Annotated in this window: 9 protein-coding genes and 2 pseudogenes; all 11 read right to left on the reverse strand. The window is 68.3% G+C overall.

The features are described 5' to 3' along the window. Positions 1-9 precede the first annotated feature (9 nt). The 11 genes and pseudogenes from PKO50_RS01255 to PKO50_RS01305 all read right to left on the reverse strand — a co-directional run bounded on the left by PKO50_RS01255 (position 10) and on the right by PKO50_RS01305 (position 15,513). Complete coding sequence (locus tag PKO50_RS01255) at positions 10-3,210, reverse strand: DUF748 domain-containing protein (RefSeq protein ID WP_275628583.1); 3,201 nt, start codon at positions 3,208-3,210, stop codon at positions 10-12. A gap of 91 nt (positions 3,211-3,301) precedes the next feature. Continuing rightward, complete coding sequence (locus PKO50_RS01260) at positions 3,302-3,922, reverse strand: response regulator transcription factor (protein WP_089390247.1); 621 nt, start codon at positions 3,920-3,922, stop codon at positions 3,302-3,304. Between the two features lie 77 nt (positions 3,923-3,999). Next, a complete protein-coding gene (locus PKO50_RS01265) occupies positions 4,000-5,178 on the reverse strand; it encodes an acetyl-CoA C-acetyltransferase (RefSeq protein WP_275628584.1) in 1,179 nt (392 codons plus the stop codon). Positions 5,179-5,295: 117 nt separating this feature from the next. Beyond that, positions 5,296-6,174 (reverse strand): oxygenase MpaB family protein, encoded by an 879-nt coding sequence (locus PKO50_RS01270; RefSeq protein WP_109935392.1) that lies wholly within the window; start codon positions 6,172-6,174, stop codon positions 5,296-5,298. A gap of 136 nt (positions 6,175-6,310) precedes the next feature. Beyond that, positions 6,311-8,248: an acetate--CoA ligase gene (acs, locus tag PKO50_RS01275; protein ID WP_275628585.1), complete on the reverse strand. Its 1,938-nt coding sequence runs from the start codon at positions 8,246-8,248 to the stop codon at positions 6,311-6,313. 1,383 nt (positions 8,249-9,631) lie between these two features. Beyond that, on the reverse strand, positions 9,632-11,296 hold the full coding sequence (gene pgi, locus PKO50_RS01280) for a glucose-6-phosphate isomerase (protein ID WP_275628586.1): 1,665 nt from the start codon (positions 11,294-11,296) through the stop codon (positions 9,632-9,634). Between the two features lie 68 nt (positions 11,297-11,364). Beyond that, positions 11,365-11,745, reverse strand: coding sequence for an aspartate 1-decarboxylase (gene panD / locus PKO50_RS01285; protein WP_009613020.1), 381 nt, complete (start codon positions 11,743-11,745; stop codon positions 11,365-11,367). A 111-nt stretch (positions 11,746-11,856) separates the two neighbouring features. Beyond that, entirely contained in the window at positions 11,857-12,708 is an 852-nt protein-coding gene (panC, locus tag PKO50_RS01290) for a pantoate--beta-alanine ligase (protein ID WP_275628587.1), read from the reverse strand. After that, the gene (gene panB / locus PKO50_RS01295) at positions 12,705-13,505 is read right to left on the reverse strand and encodes a 3-methyl-2-oxobutanoate hydroxymethyltransferase (protein ID WP_275628588.1); all 801 of its coding nucleotides are present in this window, start codon (positions 13,503-13,505) and stop codon (positions 12,705-12,707) included. Before panB ends, panC begins: the two co-directional genes overlap by 4 nt. A gap of 124 nt (positions 13,506-13,629) precedes the next feature. Continuing rightward, a pseudogene (gene folK / locus PKO50_RS01300) lies at positions 13,630-14,114 on the reverse strand (2-amino-4-hydroxy-6-hydroxymethyldihydropteridine diphosphokinase). After that, a pseudogene (locus PKO50_RS01305) lies at positions 14,111-15,513 on the reverse strand (polynucleotide adenylyltransferase PcnB). The pseudogenes folK and PKO50_RS01305 overlap by 4 nt, the downstream one beginning before the upstream one ends. Positions 15,514-15,988 lie beyond the last annotated feature (475 nt).

Consider the following 15,988-nt stretch of genomic DNA (forward strand, 5'->3'; position numbering starts at 1 on the left):
GGGCTCGCCTCATTCGCTGTCGAGATGGAGCTGGGTGACGACCTCGCCGCCCTTTTCCACCTCGGCCTGGCTGACGTCGATCAGGTAGATGCGATCATCCCCCAGGCCGCCCTTGGTGACCAGATAGTCCTTGATGTGCGCGCCGCGCTCCTGGGCCAGCTTGCGCAACAGCAGCTGGCTGCCGCTCCAGGAGTCGAGCACCGCCTGGCGCAGCTTGGCGGTGCGCTCGTCCTTGTCCAGCTGCTGCCACTCGGCTGGCGGCTGTTTCTTCAGGCGCGTGCGGTAGATGCCTTCGAGCAAGGCCGGCTGCAGGTCTTCCGGCACCTCCAGTTGGCTGGCGTCGCTGGGCACCTTGTCGCCGCGGCGCTGCAGCATCTTGTAGTAGTTGCTGCGGAATTCCTGCTGCAGGCGCTGCTCGGCCAGCAGCGGGCCGTCGGCCGCGGCGGCGCTGACCCCTTCGACTTCCAGTTTCAGCGCCGGGCGCTGCTTGAGCGCGCCGGCGAGCTTGTCGAGGTTGCCCTGGGCGGCGGGCGTCAGCTCGCTGGAGCCGGCGGCGAAGGGCACGTTGCCCAGGTCCTCGTCGCCACCGCCGGCGGCCAGGCCGGCGATGAACTTGAAGGGCGCCTGCACGGCGCGCAGAACCAGGTTGCGCAGGGTCTGCCAGACGATGGGCATGACGCTGAACTGCGGGTTGTTCAGGTCGCCTTCCACCGGCAGCTGGATGTCGATGTTGCCGTTGGTGTCCTTGAGCAGGGCCACCGCCAGTTTCACCGGCAGGTCGACGGCGTCGGGGCTGTCGACCTTCTCGCCCAGCTGCAGGTGTTCCACCAGCACCTTGTTGTCGGCCTTCAGCTGGCCCTTGGTGATCTGGTAGTGCAGGTCGAGGTTGAGCCGGCCCTTGCGGATGCGGTAGCCGGCGAACTTGCCGGAGTAGGGCGTCAGGGTGGTCAGCTCGACGCGCTTGAAGCTGGTGGCGATGTCCAGTTTCTCCAGCGGCGAGAAGGGGTTGAGGCTGCCCTTGATGGTCACCGGGGCGTACTTGTCGACCTTGCCCTTGATGTCGACGCTGGCCGGCTGCGGGTTGCGGTTGTCGAGGGTGCCGATCTCGCCGCCCAGCTGCTGGATGGCGGTGGCGAAGTCCGGGCGCAGGGTCAGGTCGGCGAAGTTGGCCGAGCCGTCGTTGATGCGGATGCCGCCGATGTGGATGCCCAGGGGCTTGTCGCTGCCAGCCTTGGCCGGGCTGGCGGGGCCCTTGGCCGTCGGCTGTTCGGGCTGGGCGATGATCAGCTCGCTGACGTTGGTGCTGCGGTCCTCGTTGATGATGAAGCGCGCGTAGGGCTGCTCGAAGGACAGGCTCTGGATCACCAGGCTGTCGCCATGCTTGTAGGCCAGCCCGTCGAGGGTGAGCTTCTGCCATTTGACGAAGTCGCGGCTCTTGAGGGTGTCCAGGGTGTGCAACTGGCTGACCTCGGCGCTGCCGCCGACGCTGAAGGCCAGCGGCTCGGTGCTCTTGAGGTCGACGTCGAGCTTGCTGGCGAGGAAGCCGCTGCGCAGTTCCAGGCGGATGAAGGGCTCGAGGTACGACTGCGCCAGGCGCAGGTCGATGTCGCGGGTGGCGACCTTGAGTCTGGCGCTGACCGGGTTGGGGGTGACGCTGCCGCTGGCCTCGATCTGCCCGCGGTTGCCGATGCCGGTCTTCAGGCGCAGTTGCAGGGCCTGGGTCAGCGAGCTGTCGACGTCCTGCAGGTCGAGGTCCAGCGGGCCGACGTCCAGGGCCACCGGCTTGGCCGGCACGCGGTCGGCCAGGTGCACCTTGTAGCCGCGCAACTGGGTGTCGCGCAGCACCACGTGCCAGGGTTTCTGCGGCTCGGTCGGCTTGGCCGGCTCCGGCGGCGGGCTTGCCGGCTTGTCGGCGGCGGCCGCAGCCTGGTCGGCTTGGGCTTGGGCTTGGGCTTGGGCTTGGGCTTGGGCTTGGGCTTGGGCTTGGGCTTGGGCTTGGGCTTCAGGCTTGGTCTCGGGTTTCGCCGCGGCCCGGGTTTCGGTTTTCTCCGCCGGGGCCGTTTCGACCTTGGCGGGCGCCGGGCTGGCCGCAGCCGCTACGGGCGTGGCGGCCGGGGCGGCGGGCTCGGGTTTCGCCGCGGCATCGGCCGCGGGCGCCGGCGGTTCGGCGGGGGCCGGGCTCGGCGCCGGCTTGCGCGCGGGCTTCTGGAAGTCGGCGAAGAGCTTCTGCCAGTCGAGCTGGCCGTCCTTCTCGCGGGCGGCCCAGGTTTCCAGGCCCTGGCTGCGGATCTGGCCGACCACCACTTCGCGCTTGGCCAGGTCCATGCTGGTCTCGGCCACGTCGAGGCTGGCCAGGGTGACCAGCGGCTTGCCGGCCGGGCTCTTCAGGTCGAGGTCGCGCAGGTTGGCGCTGGTCTTCTCCAGCAGCAGCTGGGTGTCCTTGCTCAGGTCGAGCTTGTAGTCGGTGGCGACGCTGAGGATGCCTTTCTGCAGTTCCAGCGGAACGTTGTCGCGCACATAGGGCCACCAGGCCTTGAGCGGGATGCCCTGGATCGACAGGCTGCCGCTGGAGGCGAGCGGGGTCAGGCTGAGGTCGCCCTTCCAGTCGAGCTTGCCACCGTGCGGGCCGGTGCCGCTGAGGGTCATCTGCGCGCCGCTGTCGGGCAGGGTGCTGAGGTTGTTCAGCTCGAAGCCCAGCGGGTCGAAGACGAAGTCCACCTGCTCGCTCGGGCGGTTGTCCTGGAAGTGCACGCTGCCCTGGCTCAGGGCGATGCGCTGGATGCGCAGCGGGAAGGGCTTGCTGTCCGGCTGCTCGGGCTGCGGCTGGCTGGGCGGCAGCTTGAACAGGCGGGTGAGGTTGAGGCTGCCGTCCTCGGCGAACACCACTTCGCCATGGGGCTTGTCCAGTTGCACGTCGGCCAGGTGCAGCTGGCGCGTCCACAGGCTGTCCAGCTCGAGGTTGGCGTAGAGCCGCTCGAAGGCCACCTGCTCCTGGCCCGGCGCGCCGATGCGCAGGCCCCAGACGTTCAGCTCCAGGCTGAAGGGGTTCAGTTCGATGCGCTCGATGTGCGCCGGCACGGTGGCGTACTGGGCCAGTTGCTGGTTGGCCACGCGCAGGGCGATGCCGGGGAGTATCAGGAAGCCCAGCAGGCAATAGAGGAGGAACAGCAGCACCAGGGTGCCGATCGCGCGAATCAATCCTTTGGGCATAGCGGGAGTCGTCTTCCGTCGTGGCGTACCCTCGGAGTATGGCACGCGTGCAAAGTTCAAAATCCTGAGCCGTGGCAGTCGGTCGCGGCGATCAGGCCTGCAGGTTGTGCTGGCGGGCGAACTCCACCAGGTCCACCAGGCTGCTCAGCTGCAGTTTCTCGAGGATGCGCGTCTTGTAGGTGCTGACGGTCTTCTGGCTGAGGAACAGCTCCTCGGCGATCTGCTTGTTGCTCAGGCCGCGCACCAGGCTGCGCAGCACCACCAGCTCGCGCGGGGTGAGCATCGCCACCGGGTCGTCGCCGGGCTGCCCGGGCGCGCCCAGGGGGCGCTCGGGGAAGCAGCGGTAGCCGGCGACCAGCATGCGCGCGGCATTGAGGATGGCGGCGGTGTCCTTGTTCTTGCTGACGAAGCCGTGCCCGCCGGCGGCCTCCACGCGCCCGGCGTAGAGGCGCTCGTCCTGGGAGCTGAGCACCAGCAGGCGGATGTTCTCGTCGAAGATGTGCACCCGCGCCAGCAGGTCCATGCCGTCCATGCCCGGCAGGTTGAGGTCGAGGATGACCAGGTCGGGCTTTTGCTGGCGCACCAGGTTGAGCCCGGCGTTGCCGTCGTCGGCCTCGCCGACGATTTCGAACTGGGGGTCCTGGGCGAGCAGCGAGCGGATCGCCAGGCGCATGGCCGGGTGATCCTCCACCACGATGACGCGTTTGTTCATGGGCAATCCTTGAAGGCGCGATCCGCCCAATGAAGATAGCCCAGTTGGCGCGACCGTGCGGCCGCGCCCGGCGAGGTTCAGCGCTCCAGGGCCAGCGCGACGCCCTGGCCGCCGCCGATGCAGAGGGTGGCCAGGCCCTTCCTGGCATCGCGGCGGAGCATTTCGTGCAGCAGGGTGACCAGCACGCGGCAGCCCGAGGCGCCGATGGGGTGGCCCAGGGCGATGGCGCCGCCGTTGACGTTGACCCTGGCGGCGTCCCAGCCCAGCTCCTGGCCCACCGCCAGGGCCTGTGCGGCGAAGGCTTCGTTGGCCTCGATCAGGTCCAGCTCGGCGATCTGCCAGCCGGCCTTGTCCAGGCAACGGCGGGTGGCGGACACCGGGCCGATGCCCATGATCGCCGGGTCGACGCCGGCATTGGCGTAGGCGGCGATACGCGCCAGCACTGGCAGGCCCAGCTCGGCGGCCTTGGCGGCACTCATCAGCAGCACGGCGGCGGCGCCGTCGTTGAGCGTGGACGCATTGCCGGCGGTGACGCTGCCGTCCTTCCTGAAGGCCGGCTTGAGCTTGCCCAGGGCCTCGGCGCTGGTGCCGGCGCGGACCTGCTCGTCGACGGCGAAGCGCAGCGGCTCGCCCTTGCGCTGGGGAATCTCGATGGGGGTGATCTCCGCCTCGAAGCGCCCGGCGGCGATGGCCTCGGCGGCCTTGCGCTGGGACTCGGCGGCGAAGGCGTCCTGCGCTTCGCGGCTGATGCCGTACTTGTCCACCAGGTTCTCGGCGGTGATGCCCATGTGGTAGTCGTTGAAGGCGTCCCACAGGCCGTCGACGATCATGCTGTCGAGCAGCTGCGCATGGCCCATGCGCAGGCCGGTGCGGGCCTTGGGCAGCACGTAGGGCGACAGGCTCATGTTCTCCTGGCCGCCGGCGATGACCACCTCGGCATCACCGCAGCGGATGGCCTGGGCCGCCAGGTGCAGGGCCTTCAGGCCCGAGCCGCAGACCTTGTTGACGGTCATCGCCGGTACGCTGTTCGGCAGGCCGGCGGCGATGGCGGCCTGGCGCGCGGGGTTCTGCCCGGCGCCGGCGGTGAGGGTCTGGCCGAGGATGACTTCGTCGACCGCCTCGGGGGCCACGCCGGTCTGCTCGAGCAGGCGGCGGATCACCGCGGCGCCCAGTTCATGGGCCGGCAGGGCCGACAGGGAACCCTGGAAGCTGCCGATGGCGGTGCGGGTGGCAGCGACTATGACGACATCTTGCATGACACGAATCCTCAGCATGGGGCGGCGCGGGCCGCGGCGAACGAACCGGCATGGTTGCACAGCCCGTGCGTGGCGGGCCACTCCTCGAACCGGGTGGTCAGGCGCCGACCCCGAGGGTCAGCGCAGCGGCGGCAGGCCCATGCGCCGGCGCGCGCGGTGCAGCGAGCCGTTGCGCACCGCCCAGCGCAGCAGCGGCACGCTGCGCTTCACGCTGGCGCGGATCAGCTGGCGCTGCAGCGGGCGCAGGGAGAAGCCGAGCATGTCGGCGGCCCAGTCCGGCAGCAGGTCGATGCCGGCGCGCATCATCAGGGCGCTGAAGGGCCTGGCCAGGGAGCTGGGCGCCGGGGCGTCGAGCAGTACCTCGACCACGTCGCGGGTGCGCTCGTTGTAGCGCAACCGGGGGCGCATGCGTTCCAGGTACTCGGCCACCTCCTGGCGCGAGCGCGGCACGTCGCGGGCGCCCAGGCGCTCGGCGACCAGGGCGATCTCGTCGTAGTAGCGGTCCTGCTCGCTGCCGGGCAGGTCGGGGTTCAGGTAGCGCAGGTGCGACTTGAGGAAGCAGCTGACCTCGGCGACGTGCACCCAGGTCAGCAGGTCCGGGTCGCTGGCCGCGTAGGTCGTGCCGTCGGGCAGGGTGCCGCTGACGCCGTCGTGGATGCGCCGCACCCGGGCGATCAGCTTCTCGGCGTCGGCCACCGAGCCGTAGGTGGTGGTGGAGATGAACTGGCCGGTGCGGCGCAGGCGCCCGAGCATGTCGGCGCGGAAGTTGGAGTGGTCCCACACGCCGCCCAGGGCGGCGGGGTGGAGCATCTGCAGGAGCAGGGCGCTGATGCCGCCGATGAGCATGGAGCTGAAGTCGCCATGGACCTTCCAGCAGGCCGAGTCGGGGCCGAACAGCCCCGGGTCGCCCTTGGGGGATTCGAAGTCGACGCCCCCGAGGGCGAGTCCGGTCAGGCTCAGGACCTGGCTTTCGATATGACGGCGAACGGTTTCCATGGCGACGAGCTGCAAGCCTCAAGCGTCAAGCTACAAGTGGTGCACGCCATAAGCTTAACCGCAGGCACCCTGCCTTGCAGCTTGCAGCTTGCAGCTTGCAGCTTGCAGCTTGCAGCTTGCAGCTTGCAGCTGCTCCTCACCTATTGATGCGATTGTCGATCAGCCCCTGGACCACGCCGGGGTCGGCGAGGGTCGAGGTGTCGCCGAGGTTGTCCAGCTCGTTGCAGGCGATCTTGCGCAGGATGCGCCGCATGATCTTGCCCGAACGGGTCTTCGGCAGGCCCGGCGCCCACTGCAGCACCTCCGGCTTGGCGAAGCTGCCGATCTCCTTGCTGACCAGCGCCAGCAGCTCCTGCTTCAATTCGTCGCTGGGCTCGGTGCCGTTCATCGGCGTGACGAAGGCGTAGATGCCCTGGCCCTTGAGGTCGTGGGGGTAGCCCACCACCGCGGCCTCGGCGATGCCGTCGTGCAGCACCAGGGCGCTTTCCACCTCGGCGGTGCCGATGCGGTGGCCGGAGACGTTGATCACGTCGTCGACGCGCCCGGTGATCCAGTAGTAGCCGTCCTCGTCGCGGCGTGCGCCGTCGCCGGTGAAGTAGTAGCCGGGGTAGGGCTTGAAGTAGGTGTCGACCATGCGCTGGTGGTCGCCGTAGATGCTGCGGATCTGGCTCGGCCAACTGGCCTTGATGGCCAGCACGCCGGCGCCGGGGCCGTCGATCTCCTTGCCCTGTTCGTCCAGCAGCACCGGCTGCACGCCGAAGAACGGCAGGGTCGCCGAGCCGGGCTTGAGGGAGGTGGCGCCGGGCAGCGGGGTGATGAGGATGCTGCCGGTCTCGGTCTGCCACCAGGTGTCGACGATCGGGCAGCGCGTCTCGCCGACCACGTGGTAGTACCACTCCCAGGCCTCGGGGTTGATCGGCTCGCCCACCGAGCCGAGCAGGCGCAGGCTGGCGCGCGAGGTTTTCTTCACCGGTTCCTCGCCTTCGCGCATCAGGGCGCGGATGGCGGTGGGCGCGGTGTAGAAGATGTTCACCTGGTGCTTGTCGATCACCTGCCAGAAGCGCGAGGCGTCCGGGTAGCTGGGCACGCCCTCGAACATCAGGGTGGTGGCGCCGTTGGCCAGCGGGCCGTAGACGATGTAGCTGTGCCCGGTGACCCAGCCGACGTCGGCGGTGCACCAGTAGATGTCCCCCTCGTGGTAGTCGAACACGTACTTGTGCGTCATGGCAGCGCCCAGCAGGTAGCCGCCGGTGGTGTGCAGCACGCCCTTGGGCTTGCCGGTGGAGCCGGAGGTGTAGAGGATGAACAGCGGGTCCTCGGCGTCCATGGGCTCCGGCGGGCAGTCCTCGCTGGCGCCGTGCAGGGCCTCGTGGTACCAGAGGTCGCGGCCCTCGACCCAGGGCACCTTGCCCTGGGTGCGCTGCACCACCACCACGCTGGAGACGTTCGGGCAGTCCTGCAGGGCCTTTTCCACGTTCTGCTTGAGCGGGATGTACTTGCCGCCGCGCACGCCCTCGTCGGCGGTGATCACGGTGCGGCAGTCGGCGTCGAGGATGCGGTCGCGCAGGGAATCCGGCGAGAAGCCGCCGAACACCACCGAGTGGATGGCGCCGATGCGCGCGCAGGCCAGCATGGCGTAGGCCGCCTCGGGGATCATCGGCATGTAGATGCACACCCGGTCGCCCTTCTCCACGCCGCGGCTCTTGAGCACGTTGGCCAGGCGGCAGACGTGGCTGTGCAGCTTGCGGTAGGTGATGTGGGCGGACTCGGCGGGGTTGTCGCCTTCCCAGATGATGGCGACCTGTTCGCCGCGCTGTTCCAGGTGGCGGTCGATGCAGTTGTAGGCGACGTTGAGCTGGCCACCCTTGAACCAGCTTGCCTGGCCACGGGCCAGGTCGCCGTGGTGCACGGAGTGCCAGGGCTTGAACCAGTCGAGCAGGGCCCTGGCCTGTTCGCCCCAGAACACGTCCGGTTGTTCGATGGATTGGCGGTAGAGGCGCTGGTAGCCCTCCGCGTCGAGGTAGGCACGCTGGCGAACGGCGTCCGGCACCGGGTGAGCGGTGATTTCGAACATGACGATATCCTTGTTGTTGTGATGTCTTGGTAAGGCGTCTGGCTCAAGACTGGGCCAATGCGCGGCCCGGTTCAAGCCTTGGAGGGATGGCCGGCATTTCGGCCGGGGGCGTAGGGCGGATAACGCCTACGGCGTTATCCGCCGTTTGGCCTTGGTTCCCGGCGGCCCCGGGGTTGACCTGGGCGTTGGCTGTGGCCTCGGTGCATTGGCGGATAACCGCGAACGGTTATGCGCCCTACGGGATATGCCATGCCTCCCGGCGCGCTCCAACTGCGCCGAGGTACTTTGCGTAGGATGGGTATCGCTTCGCTCCACCCATCCTACGAGAAGCCATGCCTCCCGGCAGGTTGTAGGAGCGGGCCCTGCCCGCGATTTCGCGCGCAGGGCGCGCTCCTACAGGGGAGTGGCGCGGGTGGGGCGGCGTAGGAGCAACTGTCTCGCGCCCGCGCCGAGATGCTCTTCGTAGGAGCGAGCTTGCTCGCGAACTCTGGCCTCTCGCTCCTCCCTTAACCTTGCCATTCCCGCGAACGCGGGACGCGGCTCCATCGCGAACAGCGCTTGCGCTGGCCTGAAGGGGAATAACCCAATGATGTCGGGTTTGGGTGTAGCGCGCCGCTCCGAGTGTTCGGATATCTCTTGTTTCGCCCCCTCGGGCGAGTCACTTTGGCAATCGGTGGAAGGCCACCCCCGCCCAAAGTAACCAAAACGCTTGCCCCGACATACGGGCCCGATGGAGCCGGGCTACCCTCACGAATTCCCCCGCCACGGAGGCCCGCCCCGACAACACGTCCCTGTGCTGATCGGGGCTCTCGCGACATCCATGTCGCATGACCTCCTGAGCGCCGGTTTCGCTCGGCCTTCTGAAGGGGCGTTCCGGTGCGCTCGGATATTTCTCTGGAAACCCGTAGGGCGCATAACGCCTACGGCGTTATCCGCCATCGTCGTCGGGCATCGGTGTTTGGGCTAACGGCGGATAACCGCGAACGGTTATTCGCCCTACGAGTATGCCGGCTGACGCTGTGTTATCCGCTTGCTCGGGACAGCCCCCTCTCCCTTCAGGGCGGGGCGCGCAGCCGAGGGTTGGGGAGAGGGAGCGGACTTCGCCCACGCACCTCTGCCAACCCTGACGCCGCCCCCCCTCCCTAACCCTCCCCCGCAAGCGGGAGAGGGAACCGTCCGGCGTGATGCAAAACCGCGAAGCTCCCGGGCTCCCCGTAGGGCGGATAACGCCTATGGCGTTATCCGCCATGATCGCGGACAAGGTCCGCTCCTACGGTTCCAGGAGGCACGGGCGTAGGAGCGGACTCCGTCCGCGATCCGCGGCGGAAATGAAAACGCCGTTTCCCCTTGCGGAGGAAACGGCGCTTTTCCCAAGGCGGGAACTCAGCCGCGGTGACGGCCGCGGAAGTAGTCGATCAGGCCCTGGGTGGAGGCGTCCTCGGCGGGGCTCTCCTCGCTGCCGACCAGGCGCCCGTAGACGGCCTTGCCCAGCTCCTTGCCCAGCTCCACGCCCCACTGGTCGAAGGCGTTGATGCCCCAGAGGATGCTCTGCACGTAGACCTTGTGCTCGTACATGGCGATCAGCGCGCCCAGGCGGCGGGCGCTGATGCGTTCCAGCACCAGGGTGTTGCTCGGGCGGTTGCCGGGGATCACCTTGTGCGGCGCCAGGCGCTGCACCTCGGCCTCGTCCAGGCCCTTGGCGCGCAGCTCGGCCTCGGCCTCGGCGCGGGTCTTGCCCTGCATCAGCGCCTGGCTCTGCGACAGGCAGTTGGCGTACAGCCACTGGTGGTGGTCGGCCACCGGGTTGTAGCTGGACACCGGGACGATGAAGTCCGCCGGGATCAGCTGGGTGCCCTGGTGCAGCAACTGGTGGTAGGCGTGCTGGCCGTTGCAGCCGACGCCGCCCCAGATCACCGGGCCGGTGCCGGCGCTGACCGGGGTGCCGTCCTGGCGCACGCTCTTGCCGTTGGACTCCATGTCCAGCTGCTGCAGGTGGTCGGTGATGTTCCGCAGGTAGTAGTCGTAGGGCAGGATGGCGTGGCTGTGGGCGCCCCAGAAGTCGCCGTACCAGACGCCGAGCAGGCCCAGCAGCACCGGGATGTTGCGGGCGAAGGGCGCGCTCTGGAAGTGCTGGTCCATGCTGTGGGCGCCGGACAGCAGTTCCTTGAAGTTGTTGATGCCCACCGACATGGCGATCGGCAGGCCGATGGCCGACCACAGCGAGTAGCGCCCGCCGACCCAGTCCCACATGGGGAAGACGTTCTCTTCGCGGATGCCGAAGGCCACCGCCGCTTCCTTGTTGCTGGAAACCGCGATGAAGTGGCGGTACAGCTCTGCCTCGTTGCCGCCCTGGGCCAGGTACCAGGCGCGCGCGGCCTGGGCGTTCTTCAGCGTCTCCAGGGTGCCGAAGGACTTGGAGGAGACGATGAACAGGGTGGTCTCGGCGTTCAGCTTGCTGGTCAGCTCGCGGAACTCGCTGCCGTCGATGTTCGCCAGGTAGTGGCAGCGCACGCCCTTCTGGGCGAAGGGCAGCAGGGCCTCGGAGACCAGTTGCGGGCCGAGGAAGGAGCCGCCGATGCCGATGTTCACCACGTCGGTGATGGGCTTCTCGGTGTAGCCGCGCCACAGCCCGTTGTGCACGTAGGCGACCAGCTCGGTCATCTGGTGCAGCACGCGGTGTACTTCCGGCATCACGTCCACGCCGTCCACCAGCACCTTGTCGCCGATCGGCCGGCGCAGCGCGGTGTGCAGCACCGGGCGGCGCTCGGAGGCGTTGATCACCTCGCCGCGGAACATCGACTGGATGGCTTCGCCCAGCTGCGCCTCTTCCGCCAGCTTGACCAGCAGGCCGAGGGTGTCCTCGCGGATCAGGTTCTTCGAGAAGTCGAGGAACAGGCCGCAGGCGCTCAGGGAGAAGCGCTCGAAACGCTTCGGATCGCTGGCGAATGCCTGGCGCATGCTGAAGTTCTGCAGATCCTTGCGGTGCTCGGCCAGTGCCTGCCAGCTCTGCAGGCGGGTGGCATCCAGCGGGGTGAGGTGGTGTTCCATGCTTTACCTTCGGGGGTGTGACGTGCGTTGGAGCGTGAAAAAGCCCGGGGGTTCCGGGCTTTGACGGGTCAGGCGAGCTGCACCGGGATGGCGTTGCTGGTGTGGCTGAGCTGGTTGCCCGGGGCCATGTAGAGCATGCGCGGCTGGTAGTTGGCGAGCTCGGCGTCGCTGTATTGAGCATAAGCGCAGATGATCACCCGGTCACCCACCTTGGCCTTGTGCGCGGCGGCGCCGTTGACCGAGATCATCCGCGAGCCTTCCTCGCCGCGGATGGCGTAGGTGGTGAAGCGCTCGCCGTTGTCGACGTTGTAGATCTGGATCTGTTCGTACTCGCGGATACCGGCAAGGTCCAGCCACTCGCCATCGATGGCGCAGGAGCCTTCGTAGTCGAGGACGGCGTGGGTGACTTCGGCGCGGTGCAGCTTGGCCTTGAGCATGATGCTGTGCATGGCGGGCGCTCCTGTTGTGGTGGGGCTTGGCGCGAACGGCGGCAGAGTATGCCCAACCTGTTACCCGGCCTCAAGCCGCGTGCGGCGCGGCCTGGGGCAGGCAACGGCGGGTCAGTCGAGCTGCAGCGGCAGGTTGTCGATCAGGCGGGTGTTGCCGAGGAAGGCGGCGGCCAGGACCACCACCTGCTTGTCGCCGGCATTGGCCGGGCGCAGGCCCAGGGCCTCGCGGATTTCCAGGTAGTCCACGCGCAGGCCGGCGGCCTCGATCTGCCGGCGGCCTTCTTCCAGCAGCGCCGGGAAATCGCGCGAGCCGCCGCGCAGAGCGTCGGCGAGCTGCCGGAGGGTGCGCTGGATGACCGGCGCCCGGGCGCGCTCGTCCTCGTTCAGGTAGCCGTTGCGCGAGGACAGCGCCAGGCCGTCCTCGGCGCGCACGGTGGGTTCGCCGAAGATCTGCACGGGGATGTTCAGGTCGCGCACCAGCTTGCGGATCACCGCCAGTTGCTGGAAGTCCTTCTCGCCGAACAGCGCCATGTCTGGCTGCACCATGTTCAGCAGCTTGCAGACCACGGTGGCGACGCCGTCGAAGTGGCCCGGGCGGCTGCCGCCGCACAGCCCCTCGGAAACGCCGGGCACGCTGACCTTGGTCTGGCCTTCCATGCCGTCGGGGTACATCTCTTCCACGCCCGGGGCGAACAGCAGGTGGCAGCCGGCTTCCAGCAGCCTGGCCTGGTCGGCGGCGAGGGTGCGCGGGTACTTGTCCAGGTCCTCGCTGGGGCCGAACTGCAGCGGGTTGACGAAGATGCTGGCGACCACGAAGTCGGCACGCTGGCCGGCCTTGGCCACCAGGGCGGCGTGGCCGGCGTGCAGGTTGCCCATGGTCGGCACCAGGGCGATGCGCTTGCCTTCGCCGCGGGCACGGGCGACGGCGGCGCGCAGTTCGCGGACGGTCTTGACGGTGTTCATGCGGAGAATCCGTGTTCGGGGCCGGGGAAGGAGCCGTCTTTCACGGCCTTGACGTAGGCGGCGAAGGCGCCCTGGATGCTGTCCTGGCCCTGCATGAAGTTCTTCACGAACTTGGGCGCGCGGCCGGACAGCGACAGGCCGAGCATGTCGTGCATCACCAGTACCTGGCCGTCGGTGCCGGGGCCTGCGCCTATGCCGATCACCGGGATCTTCACCGCCTCGCTGATTTCCTGGCCCAGGGCACTGGGCACGCATTCCAGCAGCAGCATGGCGGCGCCGGCCTGCTCCAGGGCGATGGCATCGGCGCGCAGCTGGCGGGCCTGGGTTTCCTGGCGGCCCTGCACCTTGAAGCCGCCGAACAGGTTGACCGACTGCGGGGTGAGGCCCAGGTGCGCGCACACCGGCACGCCCATCTGCGCCAGGCGCACGATGGGCTCGGCCAGCCAGGCGCCGCCTTCGAGCTTGACCATGTGGGCGCCGGCCTGCATGACCTTGACCGAGTCGTCCAGCAGGCGCTGCAGCGAGGTGCCGGAGGCGAAGGGTAGGTCGGTGACTATCATCGCGCCCTGGTTGCCGCGTTTCACGCAGGCGGTGTGATAGGCCATTTCCTCGACCGTGACCGGCAGCGTGCTGTCGTGGCCTTGCAGCACCATGCCGAGGGAGTCGCCGATCAGCAGCATCTCCGCTCCCGCGGCGCTGGCCGCCTGGGCGAAGGTGGCATCGTAGGCTGTGAGCATCGCGATCTTCTCGCCGCTTTGCTTCAGGCCTTGCAGGGTGGTCAGGGTGACATCAGGCATGAAAACGGTCCTCGTTGGGCCGGCTGGCGCCGGCGCGGGGCACCTATAGTCCGTATGGGGGGAAGCGAAGTCAATCGCAGGTGTTACCGGACTGTTACGGCGTTACCGCCAACTGGGGTGACGATCAGGATAGCCGTTCGAGGCCCGCGAATGGGCAATCCGCCAGCAGTTCCGACAGGCTGCGGCCGCCGGGCAGGCGCAGCTGCGGCGCCAGGTCCGCCAGGGGGTAGAGGACGAAGGCGCGGGCGTGCATGTGGTAGTGCGGCACGGTCAGGCGCGGTTCGTCGAGCTGGCGCTCGCCGAACAGCAGGATGTCCAGGTCGAGGGTGCGTGGGCCCCAGCGCTCGTCCTTGCGCACGCGGCCCTGTTCCAGCTCGATGGCCTGCAGGGCGTCGAGCAGGGCGAGGGGGCGAGGTCGGTGTCCAGCGCGGCGACGGCGTTGACGTAGCGCGGCTGGTCCGGCGGGCCCAGCGGGTCGCTGATGTAGAAGGGCGAGACCGCGGCCACCGTGGTCTGCGGGATGGCCCGCAGGGCCTCGATGGCGGCGCGCAGCTGGCCCAGGGGATCGGAGAGGTTGCTGCCCAGGCCGAGATAGACGCGCTCGCTCACTCGTTGCCCGCCCCCTCGCTGCGCGGACCACGGCGCCGGCGGTTGCCACCGCCGCGGCGACGCTTGCGCGGGGCGGCGCCGCCATCGTCCTGGCTGGCCGCCAGGTTACGGATCATGCCGCGGCGTTCGCCGTCGCTGGCGTCCTGGTAGTCCGTCCACCAGTCGCCGAGGCCGCCGGTTTCCTCGCCGGCGCTCTCGCGCAGCAGCAGGAAGTCGTAGCCGGCGCGGAAGCGCGGGTTTTCCAGCAGCAGGTCGGCGCGCTTGCCCTGGCGTCGCGGCAGGCGTTCCTGCATGTCCCAGATCTCGCGGATCGGGATGGTGAAGCGCTTGGGCACGGCGGTGCGCTGGCACTGCTCGCTGATCAGTTCGTGGGCGGCTTCCTGCATCGCCGGGATCGGCGGCATGCCGCGGTCCTGCAGTTGCGCCACGCGCGCCGGCAGGGCCGGCCAGAGCAGGGCGGCGAAGAGGAAGGCGGGGGTGACCGGCTTGCCCTGGTGGATGCGCGCATCGGTGTTGGCCAGGGCCTGGCGGATCAGCTTGCCGGTGTAGTCCGGGTCGCGGGCCAGGGCCTTGGCGCTGGCCGGGAACAGCGGGGCGAACAGCTCGTATTCGAGCAGCAGCTCGAAGGTGCGCTCGCCGCGGCCGCTGAGGAACAGCTTGAGCACTTCGTCGAACAGCCGCGCCGAGGGAATCTCGCGCAGCGCCGGCGCCAGCTTGCGGATGGGCGCGGCGCTGTGTTTCTCGATCTCGAAGTCCAGCTTGGCGGCGAAGCGCACCGCGCGCAGCATGCGCACCGGGTCCTCGAGGTAGCGCTGCTCGGGGTCGCCGATCAGGCGCACCAGGCGGTTGCGGATGTCGTGCACGCCGTGGGCGTAGTCGAGGATGCGCTCGTCGCTGCAGTCGAAGTACAGGGCGTTGATGGTGAAGTCGCGGCGCTGGGCGTCGTCTTCCAGGGTGCCGTAGACGTTGTCGCGCAGGATGCGCCCGGCTTCGTTGCGCGAGGCCTGGTTGCTGTCGCCTTCGCCTTCTTCCTGGGGTGGTGGGCACGGAAGGTGGCCACCTCGATGATCTCGCGGCCGAAATGCACGTGCACCAGCTTGAAGCGCCGGCCGATGACCCGCGCGTTGCGGAATTCGGCACGGACCTGCTCGGGGGTGGCGCTGGTGGCCACGTCGAAGTCCTTGGGGGTGATGCCCAGCAGTTGGTCACGCACGCCGCCACCGACGATGTAGGCCTGGTATCCCGCCTTCTGCAGCCGGTCCACCACGCTCACCGCATGCCGGCTGAACTGCTCGCGACGCAGCGGATGCTGGTTGCTGCCGACGATTTCCGGGGTGGTGCGGATTGCGCGCTTGCGGCGCAAGGGAGAGCGAAGGGAGGAGATCAGCTTTTTCAGCATGGAGGCACTATTAACCGGTTGGGGTGGATTGCGTCGCGCAACGCAGCATGCCCTGGCCGGCGATCGCAGTCGGCGGGCAGCCCATCATGCTTGAAAAGCATGGTCAGCGGAAACAATCGTCAGTAAATCTGATGCGTTGTGTGTCCGAATGGGCTCGGATTCTAGCATCGGGGGCGGGAGATAGGGAGCGGGGAACAGCGAAGGGAGCAGGGGAGAGCGGGGAAAGCTACTGGGGGAGCCGAAGCTCCCCCCAAGTAGGTGCGTGCTTTGTTCTTGTTATGATGCCGGGCTTGTTGTTTTTGTTTGTAGACCCGTCCTCGAGGCCAGTCGCTTCGAGGTATTCCCATTCGGGATCGACAAGAGCAAACGGATTGCTTTGGTCGCTGAGTGAGCAGTGATCTTTCGATCCAACCGATTCCGCCGCTGCCTCGGGGCAGTTTTATTGTTCTTCGATCGGTTGCGGGATTTCTCCCAC

It is taken from the genome of Pseudomonas sp. 273 (assembly GCF_029201425.1).
Lineage (GTDB): Bacteria > Pseudomonadota > Gammaproteobacteria > Pseudomonadales > Pseudomonadaceae > Pseudomonas > Pseudomonas delhiensis.

Bases quoted from the DNA above. Each gene is read 5' to 3' on its own strand.
- PKO50_RS01255 (WP_275628583.1), bottom strand. From the start codon at position 3,210: ATGCCCAAAGGATTGATTCGCGCGATCGGCACCCTGGTGCTGCTGTTC.
- PKO50_RS01260 (WP_089390247.1), bottom strand. From the start codon at position 3,922: ATGAACAAACGCGTCATCGTGGTGGAGGATCACCCGGCCATGCGCCTG.
- PKO50_RS01265 (WP_275628584.1), bottom strand. From the start codon at position 5,178: ATGCAAGATGTCGTCATAGTCGCTGCCACCCGCACCGCCATCGGCAGC.
- PKO50_RS01270 (WP_109935392.1), bottom strand. From the start codon at position 6,174: ATGGAAACCGTTCGCCGTCATATCGAAAGCCAGGTCCTGAGCCTGACC.
- acs (WP_275628585.1), bottom strand. From the start codon at position 8,248: ATGTTCGAAATCACCGCTCACCCGGTGCCGGACGCCGTTCGCCAGCGT.
- pgi (WP_275628586.1), bottom strand. From the start codon at position 11,296: ATGGAACACCACCTCACCCCGCTGGATGCCACCCGCCTGCAGAGCTGG.
- panD (WP_009613020.1), bottom strand. From the start codon at position 11,745: ATGCACAGCATCATGCTCAAGGCCAAGCTGCACCGCGCCGAAGTCACC.
- panC (WP_275628587.1), bottom strand. From the start codon at position 12,708: ATGAACACCGTCAAGACCGTCCGCGAACTGCGCGCCGCCGTCGCCCGT.
- panB (WP_275628588.1), bottom strand. From the start codon at position 13,505: ATGCCTGATGTCACCCTGACCACCCTGCAAGGCCTGAAGCAAAGCGGC.